Source organism: Sphingobacterium sp. DR205 (assembly GCF_011064245.1).
Classification (GTDB): domain Bacteria; phylum Bacteroidota; class Bacteroidia; order Sphingobacteriales; family Sphingobacteriaceae; genus Sphingobacterium; species Sphingobacterium athyrii.
Map to the genome: position 1 here is coordinate 7,121,252 of NZ_CP049333.1, position 16,077 is coordinate 7,137,328.

11 protein-coding genes are annotated in these 16,077 nt (G+C 39.2%); 8 read left to right on the forward strand and 3 right to left on the reverse strand.

The genetic code is table 11. The annotated features are described in order from the left end of the window. Window positions 1-73: 73 nt before the first annotated feature. Together G6053_RS29985 and G6053_RS29990 are read right to left on the reverse strand one after the other, a co-directional pair. Complete coding sequence (locus G6053_RS29985; protein WP_241254885.1) at window positions 74-1,864, reverse strand: potassium transporter TrkG; 1,791 nt, start codon at window positions 1,862-1,864, stop codon at window positions 74-76. Between the two features lie 125 nt (window positions 1,865-1,989). Then, window positions 1,990-3,885, reverse strand: a complete 1,896-nt coding sequence (locus tag G6053_RS29990; RefSeq protein WP_165309472.1) for a hypothetical protein — start codon at window positions 3,883-3,885, stop codon at window positions 1,990-1,992. A 222-nt stretch (window positions 3,886-4,107) separates the two neighbouring features. Here G6053_RS29990 and G6053_RS29995 point away from each other — a divergent pair, with 222 nt between their 5' ends. Together G6053_RS29995 and G6053_RS30000 are read left to right on the forward strand one after the other, a co-directional pair. After that, the gene (locus tag G6053_RS29995; protein ID WP_165309473.1) at window positions 4,108-5,019 is read left to right on the forward strand and encodes a hypothetical protein; all 912 of its coding nucleotides are present in this window, start codon (window positions 4,108-4,110) and stop codon (window positions 5,017-5,019) included. Beyond that, window positions 4,979-7,435 (forward strand): hypothetical protein, encoded by a 2,457-nt coding sequence (locus G6053_RS30000; RefSeq protein WP_165309474.1) that lies wholly within the window; start codon window positions 4,979-4,981, stop codon window positions 7,433-7,435. Before G6053_RS29995 ends, G6053_RS30000 begins: the two co-directional genes overlap by 41 nt. 57 nt (window positions 7,436-7,492) lie before the next feature. Here G6053_RS30000 and rsgA read toward each other — a convergent pair whose 3' ends face one another. Then, window positions 7,493-8,413 (reverse strand): ribosome small subunit-dependent GTPase A, encoded by a 921-nt coding sequence (gene rsgA / locus G6053_RS30005; protein WP_165309475.1) that lies wholly within the window; start codon window positions 8,411-8,413, stop codon window positions 7,493-7,495. 106 nt (window positions 8,414-8,519) lie between these two features. Between rsgA and polA the strand changes: the two genes are divergently transcribed. From polA to G6053_RS30035, 6 genes are all read left to right on the forward strand, one after another. Beyond that, window positions 8,520-11,324: a DNA polymerase I gene (gene polA, locus G6053_RS30010; RefSeq protein WP_165309476.1), complete on the forward strand. Its 2,805-nt coding sequence runs from the start codon at window positions 8,520-8,522 to the stop codon at window positions 11,322-11,324. Between the two features lie 8 nt (window positions 11,325-11,332). Further along, a complete protein-coding gene (locus G6053_RS30015; RefSeq protein WP_108634570.1) occupies window positions 11,333-12,463 on the forward strand; it encodes a hypothetical protein in 1,131 nt (376 codons plus the stop codon). A 24-nt stretch (window positions 12,464-12,487) separates the two neighbouring features. Then, complete coding sequence (locus G6053_RS30020; RefSeq protein WP_108634569.1) at window positions 12,488-13,141, forward strand: phosphatidylserine decarboxylase family protein; 654 nt, start codon at window positions 12,488-12,490, stop codon at window positions 13,139-13,141. A 62-nt stretch (window positions 13,142-13,203) separates the two neighbouring features. Next, window positions 13,204-14,241, forward strand: a complete 1,038-nt coding sequence (locus tag G6053_RS30025; protein WP_165309477.1) for an ATP-binding protein — start codon at window positions 13,204-13,206, stop codon at window positions 14,239-14,241. Window positions 14,242-14,331: 90 nt separating this feature from the next. Beyond that, window positions 14,332-14,979: a DUF47 domain-containing protein gene (locus G6053_RS30030; protein ID WP_108634567.1), complete on the forward strand. Its 648-nt coding sequence runs from the start codon at window positions 14,332-14,334 to the stop codon at window positions 14,977-14,979. Window positions 14,980-15,016: 37 nt separating this feature from the next. Then, window positions 15,017-16,027, forward strand: a complete 1,011-nt coding sequence (locus G6053_RS30035) for an inorganic phosphate transporter (RefSeq protein WP_108634566.1) — start codon at window positions 15,017-15,019, stop codon at window positions 16,025-16,027. Window positions 16,028-16,077: the final 50 nt, after the last annotated feature.

A 16,077-nucleotide genomic window follows, 5' to 3' on the forward strand; every position in this document is an offset into this window, starting at 1 on the left:
TATTTGCAAGTCTAATCGCTTTGCAAATAGACACCCTTTGATCTTTTGTCTCTTTATACATAAGCAAACAAAATTAAAACAGGATCTTTTCCTCCGGAAATATAATATTCCTACGGGTCGTATTTTTTATAAATGCTACCAACAAAGTCAACATCCCCACACGACCAACCAGCATGGTCACGACTATGATCAATTTTCCACCCATGCTTAAGGAAGGAGTTATGCCCAAACTTAATCCACAGGTCGTATATGCCGATAAGGATTCAAAAAGCAAATCCTTCATGCTTTTGTCCGGATCGGTAAAAATAAGAACAAAAAAACTCAGCCCAACGACGAGGAATGATAATAGAATAATCGCAAAAGCCTTATTCACGGATTCACTCGCTATTCTCCTTTTAAAAATTTCAATATATTCCTTTCCTTTTGCCAAAGAAATGATATTCAGAAAAGATAGCGCCACTGTCGTCACTTTTACCCCACCTCCAGTAGACCCCGGAGAAGCACCTACCCACATCAATACCATAATCAGAAAAATAGTTGGCGCGCCGACGAAACTCAGATCGATGCTATTGTAGCCCGCCGAACGCGCAGCATTTGCCATAAAAAAAGATGTTGCCCATTCACCGTCAACACCTTTTTCCAAAGAAAGTGTATTTTTGCGTTCCAAAAAATAGAAGAACAGTGTTGCTGCAACAATAATAATCGCATTACATAGCAATACCAATTTGGAGTTAAAACTAAAGCTCCACGCCTTATGTTTGTAATTTTTCTTCGTAACCAAACGGTGATACCAAAGCAATATTGACTCCTTAATGTAGGTATAGAAGTTCAGTACAATTCCAAAGCCTAATCCACCAAGAATAAACAACGAAGAGAGCGCCAGCTGAAATGGATAGTTGAACTTATAAGCCTCATTGGTGATTCCGCCAGATAAAATAGAGAATCCAGCGTTACAAAATGAAGAAATGGAATGGAAGATCGAAAAGAAAATCATACTCCCCATATTAGGGAAATTAGTCTTTTCAAGGGTACTAAAGATCAATATCGCACCTAGAAATTCAAACAATAGTGTAATAAATATCATGGTCAATAAGGTTTTGATCACCGAGGCCACTTTATTTTCCCCCAATATTTCGCCAAACATCAATTGGTTTTTGAATGAGAATCCGCCAGAAAAAAAATAGCCAAAGAAACCCGTAAAGGTCATAATTCCGAGTCCGCCGACTTGTATCAATACAATAATAACGGTCTGGCCAAACATGCTAAAGTTGGTCGAAATATCTGCTACGGATAATCCAGTTATGCAGACAGCACTGGTCGCCATAAACAAGGCATCGACAAAACTGAGCGGAGCTTCTATTGTTGTTCGCGGTAGCATCAATAGGACTGTCCCGATCAGGATAAGCACGAGGAAGCTGATGACAAACAGTATGGTGGGATTAAAATAAAAATTATCGAAAAAGAGGGTACTTTTGGAGAGCTCAGCGATAAAAATAATATAAATACCCAGGTAAATCCACTGCTCGCGGGAAAAGACAGCTAGTGCTTCAATTCCGGCGAAACGGGCTATCAAAATAAAAATAAAATAAATCAGGATGAGCAGTCCGGAGTAATGTTCGACGGCAATTTTTTTCAGCGCATAAATGGATGATGACTCCCGCAACGCGATCATAAAAAAAAGCACAAAAAATAAGTAATGAATTGTCTTGCCCAGTAATATACCCAATATCGGGTCTGTGACATAACCTACGTTGAAAATCACAATTGCAGCACAAATCATGCTGGCGTAGAACATGATCTTATCTACTAGACCGTTTTTATATTTGAAAACAAATCGAACAAAACTTAATATCGAATCTACCATTATAAACCGCAAACTAAGATAAATTTGCCTTTATTCAAAAATCTATCTATATCTTCTCATCCAATGGGCAGGCTATTTTCACGTGAAACGGAATCTGCCGATGCTTTTCAATACATCTTCGCTCCCTAATCTCCCGGGGGTTCTTTCTCCAATTCCCTTTCAGCCTTCTCTCGATCACGTTTTCGTTTTTCTTCTATTTTGGCGGCAGCTTTTGCCTCCTCTTCTTTTTCCTCCTTTAGCAATTCTTCGGCAGTTTTATGCTTTTTAAATATCCCCGAGAATAATTTCTTCGCTTTCTCCACTCCGTTCACGACCTTCTCAACGCGATCAGCCGTATTCATCAATTTTGCTTCGCGCTCTGGCCCTAAACCAACACATTGCTTAATACCCATCAGCAGACTTTGCCACATCGCTTTAAAGAAAGGATGATAGGGATCCCGATGTTTGTTGATATGCCCTATCGTGTATTTACCATACAGGTCTGGGTTGCCGGGATTGAATAAAACCTGATTGACCATGAAAGAAAGAAAGCCCTTCTTTTCCCTGCGTCCGTCGTCACCTGTTTCAGAGAGTATATTAACCTTTAGATCATTGTAATCCATTTTAAACGTTCCTTTGCTTCGATAATCATTGGCCCAGACATCAAATACGATTTGTTTCAGGTTACCAGATTTAACCTCAACATTAAGCAGTGGCCGAATCATTTTATTAACAACTGTTAAATCCATCTGTCCAAGACTCCCTTTGTAGGTATAAGCCCCAACTTTAGAGGTCATATCAAAAACAAAATTGGTCACGAGCTTTCCTGAATTCATAAAATTAGTACTCAGATTAGCCCGCATGAGTTTCTGTTTCAGCAACTTTGTCGAATCGTTGGTCACATTCAATATTGTACCGTAGGTATGATTGAAAGTGATAGTTCCTATCTGGCTATATTTATCGCTCATCTCGGAATAAGAAATGCCAATATTATCCAAGATCAGCGAATCAATTCCCAACCGGGTTGACATCCGCATCAATTTCATGTGTGGCGCATTTCCGATCTGCCGGGTAGCAGAACTTTTGTAATGCTTATCGCTATAGATAGAAAGTTGCCCATTCTTTAAAAATGCTTTTTGTGCATAAACCTTTTTATCTCTGGAAAGCTGTCCAAAATTGAACTCCGTCAGTTTAAGGGTGTCCATTTTAAAAACAACATAACTCCCGCCTTCCCCTTTTTTCTTGTAGTAAGCCGCTTTATTTAACGTCGGTTGGTAAGCTACTTTAGTCAAAAGGACATTTCTTTCTTTACTATTGATCTTAAGCTTATCAAAATTGATTTTATAAAATCCATCCGGAGTTTGATAAGTAAAGCCCGGCACTTCAATGTCGATCATCTTCGTATGATAAAAACGCTGTCTATCTTGTTCCGAAGTTGAATCAATAAGAACGTCATCAATCCGCACTTTTACTTTTTTTATTTCAAAGTCCTGATGTACCCCCTTTTGTACCTGAGTATATTTAAAATCTATATTATTCAAGTTAACAGCTTCAACATGAATCTTCTTTAAATTATCTTTTATCTTCTCATACAAGGGTTTCTTAGGACCTTGGCTTACCGTATCGTTATAACTATGCAGCTCATTGATAACATGTATAGTGGGCGTATCCACAGTAACATCGTGTAAAAAAAGCTCTTTATCCATCAGCACCTTACGGATGCCAAAACTTTTAATCTTAAGCTTGTTGATGGCTATTGCGTAGCGATTGTCCGGAGCCTTTTTCAGAAGCTCCAATTTCTTATACACTATACTATCAGGAATTAAATGAAGGTTATCAATGGTCAGATTCCCCAACGCCAGATTAACATGGATATCGTCATAGTGAACCGTATACAAGCTATCTGTCGCCTGCAAAACCAACTGTTTTATTTTGGTATCCAGCAGCGGTTTCCATTTATTGCTAAAATACATAATGCTTCCGGTCAAAGCCAGAAGGATAAACACAACAATTCCAATGATCCACTTAAAAATAGGCTTCATAAAGTCGCAATCTCTTTGTAATTTAGTCTTTATTTTATTGAATAGCAAACAAGATCAATTCCCTTTTTGTTTCAACTACTATTAAATAAAGCGAATATGCAGCTTCGGACACGACATTTTTTATTTCTTATACCTTTTTGGCTACTTGTATTCAATTCTTGTTCAGATTCCAACCCCGAAACAGGCTTCTATTATTGGAAAACGGTCTTTAAAATTGACACCATGGAGCATCGTGCACTAAAAGAAGTCAAAGCCAAATCCATATATACACGAATTATGGATATAGACTTTGACCCATCCGGTGTTCAGGCGGTCCCGATTAGCCCCATTACCTTTCCCCAGCCAGTCCCTAAAGAACAAGCGTTAATACCAGTCGTGTTTATCAATCAACGCATTTTTTCAGAAATGGACAGTTTACAGATAAGGGCTTTAGCCAATAAAATTGTACCTTTTGTCTCTGCAAAAATTAAGCAGGCCGGCAAAGAAGAATTTAACGCATTGCAACTGGACTGTGACTGGACTCAATCCTCACGGGACAAATTCTTCTACCTGCTCAAGTACCTACAAGAATTACCTGATTTAAAAGGCATTGTCGTCAGCTCAACATTAAGGTTACATCAGGTTAAGAACACGGTTACAAGTGGTATCCCGCCAGTAAAAAAAGCAACATTAATGTGTTACAACATGGGCAACTTGCGCCAATTCGGAAACCAGAATTCTATCCTGAATCAACAGGATCTAAATACCTATTTAGGTGGTACGCTACGCAATTATCCAATGGAAATGGATATCGCTCTTCCCTTATTTCAATGGTTTGTGGTCTTTAGAAACAATAGTTACATCGGCATTTCAAAATATATTAGCGAGCAGGATATCAATAATACAAACCTATTTACCCATAATCCGAACAGCAACTTATATATTTTGGCTGTCGATCTCCCTAAAGCAAACCTCAAAAAAGGAGATGTCGTGCGGTTTGAGAAAGTAACACAAAATGATCTTTTGCAAACGGCAAAATTTTTGAGGGGAGAGTTGAAAGGGAAAAAACATCAGATTATTTTTTATCATTTAGATCAAGCTACATTAGCAAATCATGACAATGCCGAGTTACAGGAAATTATTCGTGCTTTCTAGCACTACTATTGCATTCTTCTTTGGAGAAATTGCAACAAATATCGCTTGTGGTCCCGAAGTGGATCCCTATGACAACCAAACGACTTATTATCTTCCAAATCTTGAAGACAACGGGTTTTCTGCATTTCAATACATCCCTTATCAATTTCTCTACACTGAAGAAGCTCCAGTTAAGGAAAGCCTCGTTAACAGCGAAGCTTGGGCAAAACACTTGGGGCCTGGAGTAAATGTAAATGATATTGAACAATTAATGTACCGCAGCGATTCGGCGACGGCTGATTTGGTCAGTAATCAAAAAAAATCTTCCTGGAGTAATCTTCCTGACTCCATCAAAGGAAATACATTTGTACAAACCTTAATTGATGGTAAACATGAGCCTGAGCGAGCTTACTTTGTTTTCACAAAAAAGCAAGAGCCTATTACAAATGTTCAGCATAATTACTGGGATCCCGATACGCGGAATTTTAAAGAGATCGTACAATATGCTGAACTCGCCGAAACGCAGATCAACAAGCATAAAAAAAACAGTTTTCTTTTTGTGCGTTATGCTTATCAGGCTGCACGCTTATATCTATTCGGTCAGGAATATGGGAAAAGTATTGCAATTTATGAAAAATACCTACAGCCCATTAAAGGCAATGATGCGATTCTAAATTGGGCACTTTCAAACTATGCTGGCGCCGTCCGTAAAAATGGAGATGGAGCCAAAGCCGCCTACCTTTTTTCCAAATTATTCACAGCAAGTCCCGAAAGACGGGTTTTGGCCTACTCAAATTTTCATTACATCACAGCTTCCGATACTGAAATTTTTCAATATGCAACCAATGATGCCGACAATTTTAACATTAACGCCATTATTGGTTTCGGTACAGGAGACCGCACCATGAAATATTTAAACGCCTGTTATAAGCTTGATCCAGCCAATACAGTAAATGCCGTTTTGCTAGGAAGAGAAGTGAATAAAATAGAAGGTGACATGAACGAGTCGTTTTACATCGGCTACGGCGAAAACTATAATTATTATTCCCGAAACGAGGACAAAAACACGGTTAAACAACACTTGGATTCCCTTCGTAATTTTGCTTTAAACCTTTATCAAGACAAAAAATACGTCCAACCACAGCTCGGCTTGATTACTGCAGCCTATTTAAGCTGGATGAACAAAGAAAATGATCTTGCAAAAAAATATCTTGCCCTGGTCAAGGAAAGTGATCTGAACCCTAAGCTGGCAGATCAATATCAGATTACGGCATTACTTGCGCAGTTAGCCGATTGGCAAACCAGCAAACAGATAGACCAACCAAAGCTTGTCAAAACATTGGCATGGTTGGAAGAGAAGGCCAAAGAAGACGGTAAAAGTTCAAGCAAGAAAAACGAATGGAGCTATAGTGCTTTCGAATACAGCAACTATAGTTTAATCGCCAGAAACATACTCCAGAATCTCGTCGTCAAACACTATCTCAGCACGCAGGATACTGCCATGGCGAGTTTAGCCGCTGTTAAAGCAGATATTTTCTATAATTATGGTGTCGCAAAGGATTATCTTGAAGACAACATGCAATGGTCCACCATGCACTTTTGGGAAAATAGTCTTACACCCAAAACATTAATAAAAATAAGAACTTTATTGTCCGACAACACACAGCAAAACACATTATCCCGTTTTTTATTGGAGGATATCAAGCATTTCAATAGAGACTATCTGACCGAGCTTTTAGGGACAGCATATTTACGGGAACTGGACTTCCAAAACGCCGCCAAAACACTACAGACGCTTCCTAAAGACCACAAAACAAAAGAAATAAAGAACTCGTACAGCGAAGATGAAAATAATGTTATACCCAGCCCATTCATCGTCACCATCAATGATTATCCCAAGAAATACGGAAAAGAGAATACAACCAAGCTAAAATATGCTGAACGTATGGCGCGATTGGAAAATGCCATAAAAAGCGAAAAAAACAATCAGAAGAAAGCAGACTATTATTTTCAGATGGCTACAGGAATTTATCAGACCAGCACCTACGGAAATGCCTGGTCCCTGGTGTCGTACGATTGGGCATCCTCAGACAGTCATGCCGCTACAACAATTCACTGGCAACGGAATTATTTACAGACAAAATCAGCAAAAGAATGGTATTCCAAAGCCCGTTCACTGAGCGCAGATAAAGAATTTAAGGCCAAATGTACCTTCATGCTTGCAAAATGTGAACAGAAGGATTTTGTTTATACAGATGAAACACGCTGGCAATACTATGACTCCCCTTTGAAAAATCCGTTCTACCGCTTTTCGCTGCAGAATAAATACTTTAAAGAGCTAAATACGCATTATAAGGACACGCCTTTTTTCAATATGGCTTCAAAGGAATGTACCTATCTAAGGGACTACCTGAATCTAACACAAGCCATAAAATAAACCCGCTCGTCCTTTTAAATACAGAAGAGGCTTCCATATGTGGAAGCCTCTTCTGTATTAAGCTCTACTATCTTCATTATGATATATGCTGAGATAACTATCGTAACGTGAAGATTCAATCTCCCCATCCTCCACGGCTCCCATAATAACACAGCCGGGCTCGTTGATATGTCTACAATTATTGAATCGGCACTGGTTCATCAACGCGCGCATCTCAGGAAAAAAATGGGACAGTTCTTGCTTTTCGATATCCACAATCCCCAATTCGCGAATGCCGGGCGTATCAATCAGTTTTCCCCCAAATGGCAAATCAAACATCTCCGCAAATGTTGTGGTATGCTTGCCTTTGTCAGACCAGTCTGAAATTTCACCCGTTTTCAGACCATATTCAGGTACAATTGCGTTGATCAATGTGGATTTACCCACACCGGAATGTCCCGAAACCAATGTAATCTTATCCTGAAGCAACCCCTTGACAACATCAATGTTCTTTCCTGTTAGGGCAGACACCTCATAACACAGATAACCTATTCGTTCATAAATAGCTTTATACTCGGCCAATATCTCTAGCCCCTCATCACTAAAAAGGTCGAGTTTATTAAAAATAAGCACCGCTGGTATGCCGTAAGCTTCGGTCGTTACTAAAAAACGATCAATAAAACCCAAAGAAGTTGGTGGAGAAGCCAAAGTGACCACCAGTAAGGCTTGGTCCAAGTTAGCTCCGATAATTTGCGTTTGTTTAGAAAGATTCACCGACTTTCGAATAATGTAATTGCGACGGGGCTCCAGCTCGCGAATGACAGCACTTTCAAGATCCGGCTCTACATCAAAATGCACCCAATCGCCCACAGCTACCGGGTTGGTTGTTTTAATTCCCTTGGTACGAAATTTCCCTTTGATCCGGCAATCATATCTTTTGCCGTCTTCGCCCAAAACCTGATACCAACTACCCGTAGACTTAGTTACCAATCCTCTCATAGAACCTGTTGCATTAAATGTGTCATAGCACAAAAATCGGAAAAATTTATTAAACTTACGGTTTGATGAATTTCTTACCTTTGTAAGGAGACTAAAATTCAATTTTGTGAAAAAACTATTTCTTTTAGATGGAATGGCTCTTATATATAGAGCATATTTTGCATTGAGCAAGACCCCACGCATCACCTCGACAGGGTTGAATACAGGGGCAATCATGGGATTTACCAATACACTATTGGAGGTATTGAAAAATCAGCAACCTTCTCATATAGCAGTAGTGTTCGACACGGATGCTCCTACCGCACGCCATATTGAATTTGAAGCCTATAAAGCACATCGCGAAAAAATGCCGGAAGACCTTGCGGCCTCTATTCCTTATATCTACCGTCTGATTGAAGGATTTAATATTCCAATTATTACAATGGACGGCTATGAAGCGGATGATATTATCGGAACATTGGCGAAAAAAGCAGAACAAGAAAACTTCCAAGTCTACTGTATGACACCGGATAAAGATTTTGGTCAGCTTGTCTCGGACAATATTTTTATTTACAAACCGGCACGCATGGGCAATGGGGCTGAAGTACAAGGAGTCAAAGAAATTCTCGAAAAATGGGAAGTTACCGATGTCTGCCAGGTCATTGATATTTTGGGTCTATGGGGAGATGCTGTAGATAATATTCCGGGAATTCCCGGCATCGGAGAGAAAACGGCAAAGAAACTTGTTCAGGAATTTGGCTCCGTTGAAGGCATTATAGCCAATGCGGATCAGCTTAAGGGCAAAATGCGTGAAAATGTCGAAAATTTTGCCGAACAGGGGCTGATCTCAAAAAAACTAGCAACAATTCTATTGGATGTTCCAGTTGAACTTAACGAAAAAGCATTGGAACTTGAGGATCCGAATAAAGAGATTCTCGAGCCGCTTTTTGCTGAACTGGAATTTAGAACGCTTGGGAAAAGAGTATTTGGAGAAGATTTCTCCATCCTTGAGAAAAGTGCTCCTGTAAATGGGCAGATGGATTTATTTGCTGTACAGACAACAACTATAACCACAAGTACAGCTATAGAAATAGAAGCATCTAGTGAAAATATTGTTCTAAACAATATCCATAATACGACACACGAATACAGGTTAGTGGATACTCGTGATGAACAAGAAAAACTTGCCAAGGAGCTAGCCACAAAGGACAGCTTTTGCTTTGATACCGAAACAACAGGATTAGACGCGAATCTCGCTGATATTGTCGGACTATCTTTTTCGTTTGAAACAGCAAAAGCATATTATATCCCTACGCCAGCAAATCGGGAAGAAGCACAGCGAATCGTCGACATTTTTAAACCAGTGCTTGAAAATCCAGCCATTGAAAAAATAGGTCAGAATATAAAATACGATATTCTCCTATTGGCAAGATATGGTGTTAAGGTCCAGGGGACCTTATTCGATACCATGCTGGCGCATTACCTCATTGACCCTGATACACGTCATGGCATGGATGTACTTGCAGAGAACTATCTAAATTACACCCCAGTCTCAATTACCGAACTCATTGGAGAAAAAGGGAAAAAGCAAGGAAATATGCGGGATGTTGATTTCGAAAAAATCAAAGAATATGCTGCAGAAGATGCGGACATTACTTTGCAGCTAAAAAACATATTTCAACCACTTCTGGTAGAGACAGACACGCTGCAATTAGCTCAGGATGTCGAATTTCCACTTGTTTACGTACTTGCCGAAATCGAGCGTAACGGCGTAAAAGTGGATGTACCTGCCCTCGGTGAATTTTCAAAAATCTTAGAACAGGACATTCGCAATCTCGAGGAGTCTATATTTGAAAAGGCAGGAGTTAATTTTAATATTGCATCTCCCAAACAATTAGGTGAAATACTGTTCGATAAACTCCGATTGGATCCAAAGGCAAAAAAAACAAAAACAGGGCAATATAAAACGGGTGAAGATGTTCTATTAGCTTTAGCGCACAAATCGGATATCGTTCAGGATATTTTGAATTTTAGACAATTACAGAAATTAAAATCAACTTATGTAGATTCATTACCGGAGTTGATCAATCCAGAAACCGGTCTGATTCATACATCCTACAATCAAGCCGTCGCAGCCACTGGCCGCCTGAGCTCTACCAATCCCAATTTGCAGAATATCCCGATTCGCACGGAAAGAGGCCGGGAAGTGAGAAAAGCCTTTATTCCCCGCTCAGCGGACAATGTGATCTTATCCGCCGATTATTCACAGATCGAATTGCGCCTAATTGCGGAATTGAGTAAAGATCAAAATATGCTGGAGGCCTTCAGTCAAGGACATGATATCCACCGTGCTACGGCAGCGAAAGTTTATAACATGGCTTTCGACGAAGTAACGTCCGAACAACGACGCAATGCGAAAGCAGTCAACTTCGGCATTATTTATGGTCAATCCGCCTTTGGTCTATCCCAAAATCTAGGTATCTCACGCAAAGAAGCAGCGGACATTATTAATGAATACTTCAACCAATATACGGGTATAAAAAAGTATATGAGCGATGCTGTTGAATTTGCGAAAGAGAAAGGTTACGTTGAAACAATTTTAAAGCGTAGACGTTATTTGAGAGATATTAATTCGGCAAACATGACGGTTCGCGGATTTGCTGAACGAAATGCAATCAACGCACCGATTCAGGGGTCAGCAGCAGATCTAATCAAGATTGCCATGATTGCAATACAACAAGAAATCGAACAACAGGGACTCAAGGGCAAAATGATTATGCAGGTTCATGATGAACTGGTCTTTGATGTTCCGAAACAAGAAATCGAAGCATTCAAAACCATTATTCTGGACAAAATGACAAATGCTATAAAAACGACGGTCCCATTAGTCGTTGAAATCGGAGAAGGTAAAAATTGGCTTGAGGCACATTAATTTTTGTTATGACTAAAAAATTCATTTATATACTGTTGTTTTTATCATCGTTTTGCTTTAAATCTATTTTAGCACAAGAAGGTAAACCCGTATTTTACGAAAAATTAGATCAGGGATTGATTCGTTTCTATTTTGATAAATATTATTATCTGGCAACAAAAGATTGCGAATTCAAAACAATTGAACGCGTCAGCAAATTTGATTTCACAAAACAGATTTTCGACGGGGAATTTCGTGATTTTGCCCCCAATGGCGATCGCATACTGGTGGGAAACTATACAGATGGTAAAAAGGAGGGTTTATTTCAGGCTTTTCACCCAAATGGTGTGCTGAAATGGGAGATAAATTTTAAAGATAACTATCCTGTTGGCGATTGGAAATATTATTATCCTGATGGCAAACCATTATTGACGATCTCTTATGGTGATTTTGGTTATTTCATCAAAGATTACTGGGATAACCGGGGAAAACAGGAAGTTGTTGAAGGTGAAGGAAACTATGAATTTGCAATACCTTTTGAAGGCTTCACTGAATTTGGTTACGATTTTTATCTTCGCAAAGGTAAAGTAAAAGGTGGTAAACCACAGGGAAATTGGAACACCTACTTTTACAATGTGGGGCAGCAACCCATTTACGCAATGACACAGCGATTTGTCAATGGAAAAATCACCGCAACCTACGATGATAATGGAGAACTCCCAAGCGAAGATTTTCAGTCGTTGAGCATTTTGCCCTACGATTATTTTGTCCGTGCAGAATTATTACAGGGTAAATCCTGTAATTTTGATGACTATTCAAATTTCTATACGTTTCTTGCCAAACGCTTTACCGATGGCTTCAATAAAAGTGGAATTGAAGTTACCGGTCAATTAAACTTTTCCTATGATGTTGAGGTCAAGAAAACAGGGATAGCCAATTTACGGAGCCTCAAATTGAATGTAAACTCAGATAATGAAAATTATCTTAATATTTTGAATCGCATTGCCAAAAGCATAGATTTTTATTTTCCAACCTACAAACAAGATCAACCTCAGGACGATACGATTAAAGTTTCTGGGAGTATTGCAACAGCAGGTGATGGAAAGGTCTATACGCATTCAATTAAAATTGAAAGAGAAATCGACAATTCGAGTAAATAATTATCTTTGCAGAAATAAATAGATATGAAATTCCATAAAGAAGGATATACCACCTTAGCGATTGCTATACTTATTATCTTTATCATCAATGCCGTTGCGGATTATTATGATGCGTCACAGTATGTAAAATGGTTTATATATGCCCTATCAGCATTCCTATTCATCACTGTTGTCCAGTTTTTTAGAAGCCCCAAGAAAGTCGTTAGTCCACAAGATGGTACAATCTTATGCCCCGCAGATGGAAAAGTTGTAGTTATCGAAGAAACCGAAGAAAACGAGTATTTTCATGACAGAAGGATCCAGGTCTCTATTTTCATGTCTCCCGTCAATGTGCATGTGAATCGAAACCCCATCAGTGGTCTGGTCACTTTTTTCAAATACCATCCGGGGAAATTTTTGGTTGCCTGGCATCCAAAATCCTCTACAGATAACGAAAGAACGACTGTCGTGGTGAAAGATAAAGAAGGAAGAGAAGTTCTTTTTCGTCAAATCGCCGGCGCATTAGCCCGCCGCATTGTTTGGTATGTAAAAGAAAATGATCAGGTTGTTCAAGGAACCGAGTTCGGTTTTATCAAATTTGGTTCGCGTGTCGATCTATTTCTACCGCTGGGAACAGAAATCAATGTGAATATTGGCGATAAAGTTACTGGGGCCAAGACCATTATCGGAAAATTTTAACAATTTATTAATACCATAATAAGTAACTTAGGCTCCAATTAGGGGCCTTTTTTATTCAACAGATGAATTTTAGACAATTATTATTGGCAAACTCCGCTGGCGTTGGTATCGCAATATCCACCATCAGCTTTTATTATAAACACGATCTTCAGACCGCGCTGATTATATTTTTTGTTGCGCTTGTGGTCTGCTTTCTGCTATTCAACTATCTGTTCGAGAAATACATCTATCGCCGTCTCAATACCATGTATAAGCTAATTCACAACCTCAAGCTTGGCAAGGACCTTAAAGATGCAATTGGTGAACACGTCAGTGAAGATCCCATCACAGATGCCGAGAACGATGTCAAAGCTTGGGCGAAAGATAAAAAAAATGAAATTGAACAATTAAAATCTCAGGAGAAATTTCGGCGTGAATTCCTATCCAATATCTCACATGAATTCAAAACACCCCTCTTTGCCACCCAGGGTTACATCGAAACCCTGCAAGATGGATTAATGGAGGAGGATATGGAAATGGCAAAAAATTTCTTGGATAAAGCTGCCCGCAATCTTGATAGATTAAATTATCTCATTCAGGATTTAGATGAAATATCCAAATTGGAATCGGGGAAAATGGTCTTGAACATTGAAAAATTTGACATTGTAGACCTGATTAAAGATACCTCATATTCGTTAGAAGACAAGGCCAAACAACACAATATCAAAATTGAGTTTAAACCTAAAGCTGGCACACCGCACTGGGTCAAAGCCGACCGCAACAAAGTACATCAGGTGCTGTATAATCTAATAGACAATTCCCTGAAATATGGGAAGGAAGGAGGGACCACAAAAATCAAAATTTTTCCACTATTTGAGCAAGTGCTCATTGAAATCACTGACGATGGTTATGGTATTGAAGAAAAAAATCTGAGCCGCGTATTCGAGCGATTCTTTCGAACAGACAAAAGTCGATCGAGAGATATTGGCGGTTCTGGCCTAGGTCTAGCTATTGTAAAACATATTATTGAAGCCCATCAGCAAAATGTTAATGTCCGCAGTACCGAGGGTATTGGAACCACGTTTGGCTTTACTTTACAAAAAGTTCAGACCGGAGATTAAACAATTGATGACACTTTTGTGTTTAAACAAAACCAATGTTAACATTAACTTAACATTAGGGTGTTACTTTTGCAAAAATAAATTTAAGATATGTCTTTAAATAGCATTTTTCAATACTTCGTTCCAAAGGACAAAAAATTCTTTCCTTTGTTTGAACAAGCAGGCAACAATTTGATCGAAATGTCTCAGTTGTTAAAAGATATTGTTAACTCAAACAATCCCGAGAAGAAGAAGGAGTTCACACGCAAGATGGAAGACTTGGAGCACAGAGGTGACAACATCACCCATCAAATTCATTTGGAACTAGGCAAAAACTTCATAACACCTTTTGACCGTGAAGATATACACTCACTAGCAAGTTCATTGGATGATGTAGCGGACTTTATACATGGCGCTGCCAACAGAATGGATTTATACAAAGTAGAAAAAGCAACAGAGCCAATGATCGAAATCGCGGATCTATTGGTAGAAGCTACGGAGCATGTCTCAAAAGCAATCCACGAACTTCGTGACTTAAAAAACATTCGCAACATTACTGATTCGTGCGTACGTATCAATAGTGTTGAAAACAAAGCAGACTATATTTTTGACAAAGCGGTGGCTGATCTTTTTGAATTTGAAAAAGATGCGATCTCATTGATCAAACACAAAGAGGTATTATCCGCAATGGAAGATGCAACAGACAAATGCGAGGATGTTGCTAACGTCTTAGAAAGTATTCTAGTTAAAAACGCATAATCATTCGATCATTAGTGCATAAAAATTCTACGAGATTATGATGTCAACATTACTCGTTGTTGTGATTGTCCTAGCGATTGCATTTGACTACATCAATGGATTCCATGATGCCGCCAACTCAATTGCGACAGTTGTATCAACAAAAGTTCTCACACCGGCAATGGCTGTATTATGGGCTGCCATATTCAACTTTGCTGCTTATTTCTACTTTACAGACCATAAAGTGGCCAACACCATTGCCAAAACGGTATTGGAAGAATATATTACCCTTGAGGTCATTTTTGCGGGCTTGCTCGCAGCAATTGGCTGGAACTTGTTTACTTGGTATTACGGAGTACCATCGAGTTCATCACATACCCTAATTGGAGGTTTTGCGGGATCAGGAATGGCCTATGCTTTCATTCTTGGAGCAGATCCTATTCATGCCATTAATATCGATGCGACTTTAAAAATTATCGCTTTCATCGTTCTGGCCCCAATCATTGGTATGACCATATCCATTATCATTACGCTCATAGTAATCAACTTGGCGAAAAACTCCCGTCCTAGTGTTGCCGAAAAATGGTTTAAAGTACTACAGTTGGTTTCTTCGGCGGGTTTGAGTTTTGCCCATGGAGGTAATGACGCACAAAAAGTAATGGGTATTATCCTTGTAGCCATGGTAGCTGGTGGCTATATGGAAAACACGGAACATATGCCTGAATGGATTCCGTTGACTTGTTACGCAGCAATAGCAGCCGGAACAATGAGTGGTGGCTGGAAAATTGTGAAAACAATGGGAACGAAAATCACGAAAGTAACACCATTAGAAGGGGTTTGTGCTGAATCCGCGGGAGCCGTTACCTTAGGGATAACCGAACATTTCGGGATTCCGGCATCTACAACACACACAATCACAGGTGCCATTATCGGTGTCGGTGTTGTCAAGCGTGTATCGGCTGTCCGTTGGGGTGTTACCATCAGTTTATTATGGGCCTGGATACTGACAATTCCGGTGTCGGCATTGCTTGGCGGGCTGTCTTTAGTTATCGTTCATTATTTACTTTAGAAAGAATTTCTTAATTTTTTTCTTAAAGCTATTGAAACAAAACAAAAATT

Bases quoted from the DNA above. Each gene is read 5' to 3' on its own strand.
- G6053_RS30015 (WP_108634570.1), top strand. From the start codon at position 11,333: ATGACTAAAAAATTCATTTATATACTGTTGTTTTTATCATCGTTTTGC.
- G6053_RS30025 (WP_165309477.1), top strand. From the start codon at position 13,204: ATGAATTTTAGACAATTATTATTGGCAAACTCCGCTGGCGTTGGTATC.
- G6053_RS30020 (WP_108634569.1), top strand. From the start codon at position 12,488: ATGAAATTCCATAAAGAAGGATATACCACCTTAGCGATTGCTATACTT.
- G6053_RS30035 (WP_108634566.1), top strand. From the start codon at position 15,017: ATGATGTCAACATTACTCGTTGTTGTGATTGTCCTAGCGATTGCATTT.
- G6053_RS29995 (WP_165309473.1), top strand. From the start codon at position 4,108: ATGGAGCATCGTGCACTAAAAGAAGTCAAAGCCAAATCCATATATACA.
- rsgA (WP_165309475.1), bottom strand. From the start codon at position 8,413: ATGAGAGGATTGGTAACTAAGTCTACGGGTAGTTGGTATCAGGTTTTG.
- G6053_RS29985 (WP_241254885.1), bottom strand. From the start codon at position 1,864: ATGGTAGATTCGATATTAAGTTTTGTTCGATTTGTTTTCAAATATAAA.
- G6053_RS29990 (WP_165309472.1), bottom strand. From the start codon at position 3,885: ATGAAGCCTATTTTTAAGTGGATCATTGGAATTGTTGTGTTTATCCTT.
- G6053_RS30000 (WP_165309474.1), top strand. From the start codon at position 4,979: ATGACAATGCCGAGTTACAGGAAATTATTCGTGCTTTCTAGCACTACT.
- G6053_RS30030 (WP_108634567.1), top strand. From the start codon at position 14,332: ATGTCTTTAAATAGCATTTTTCAATACTTCGTTCCAAAGGACAAAAAA.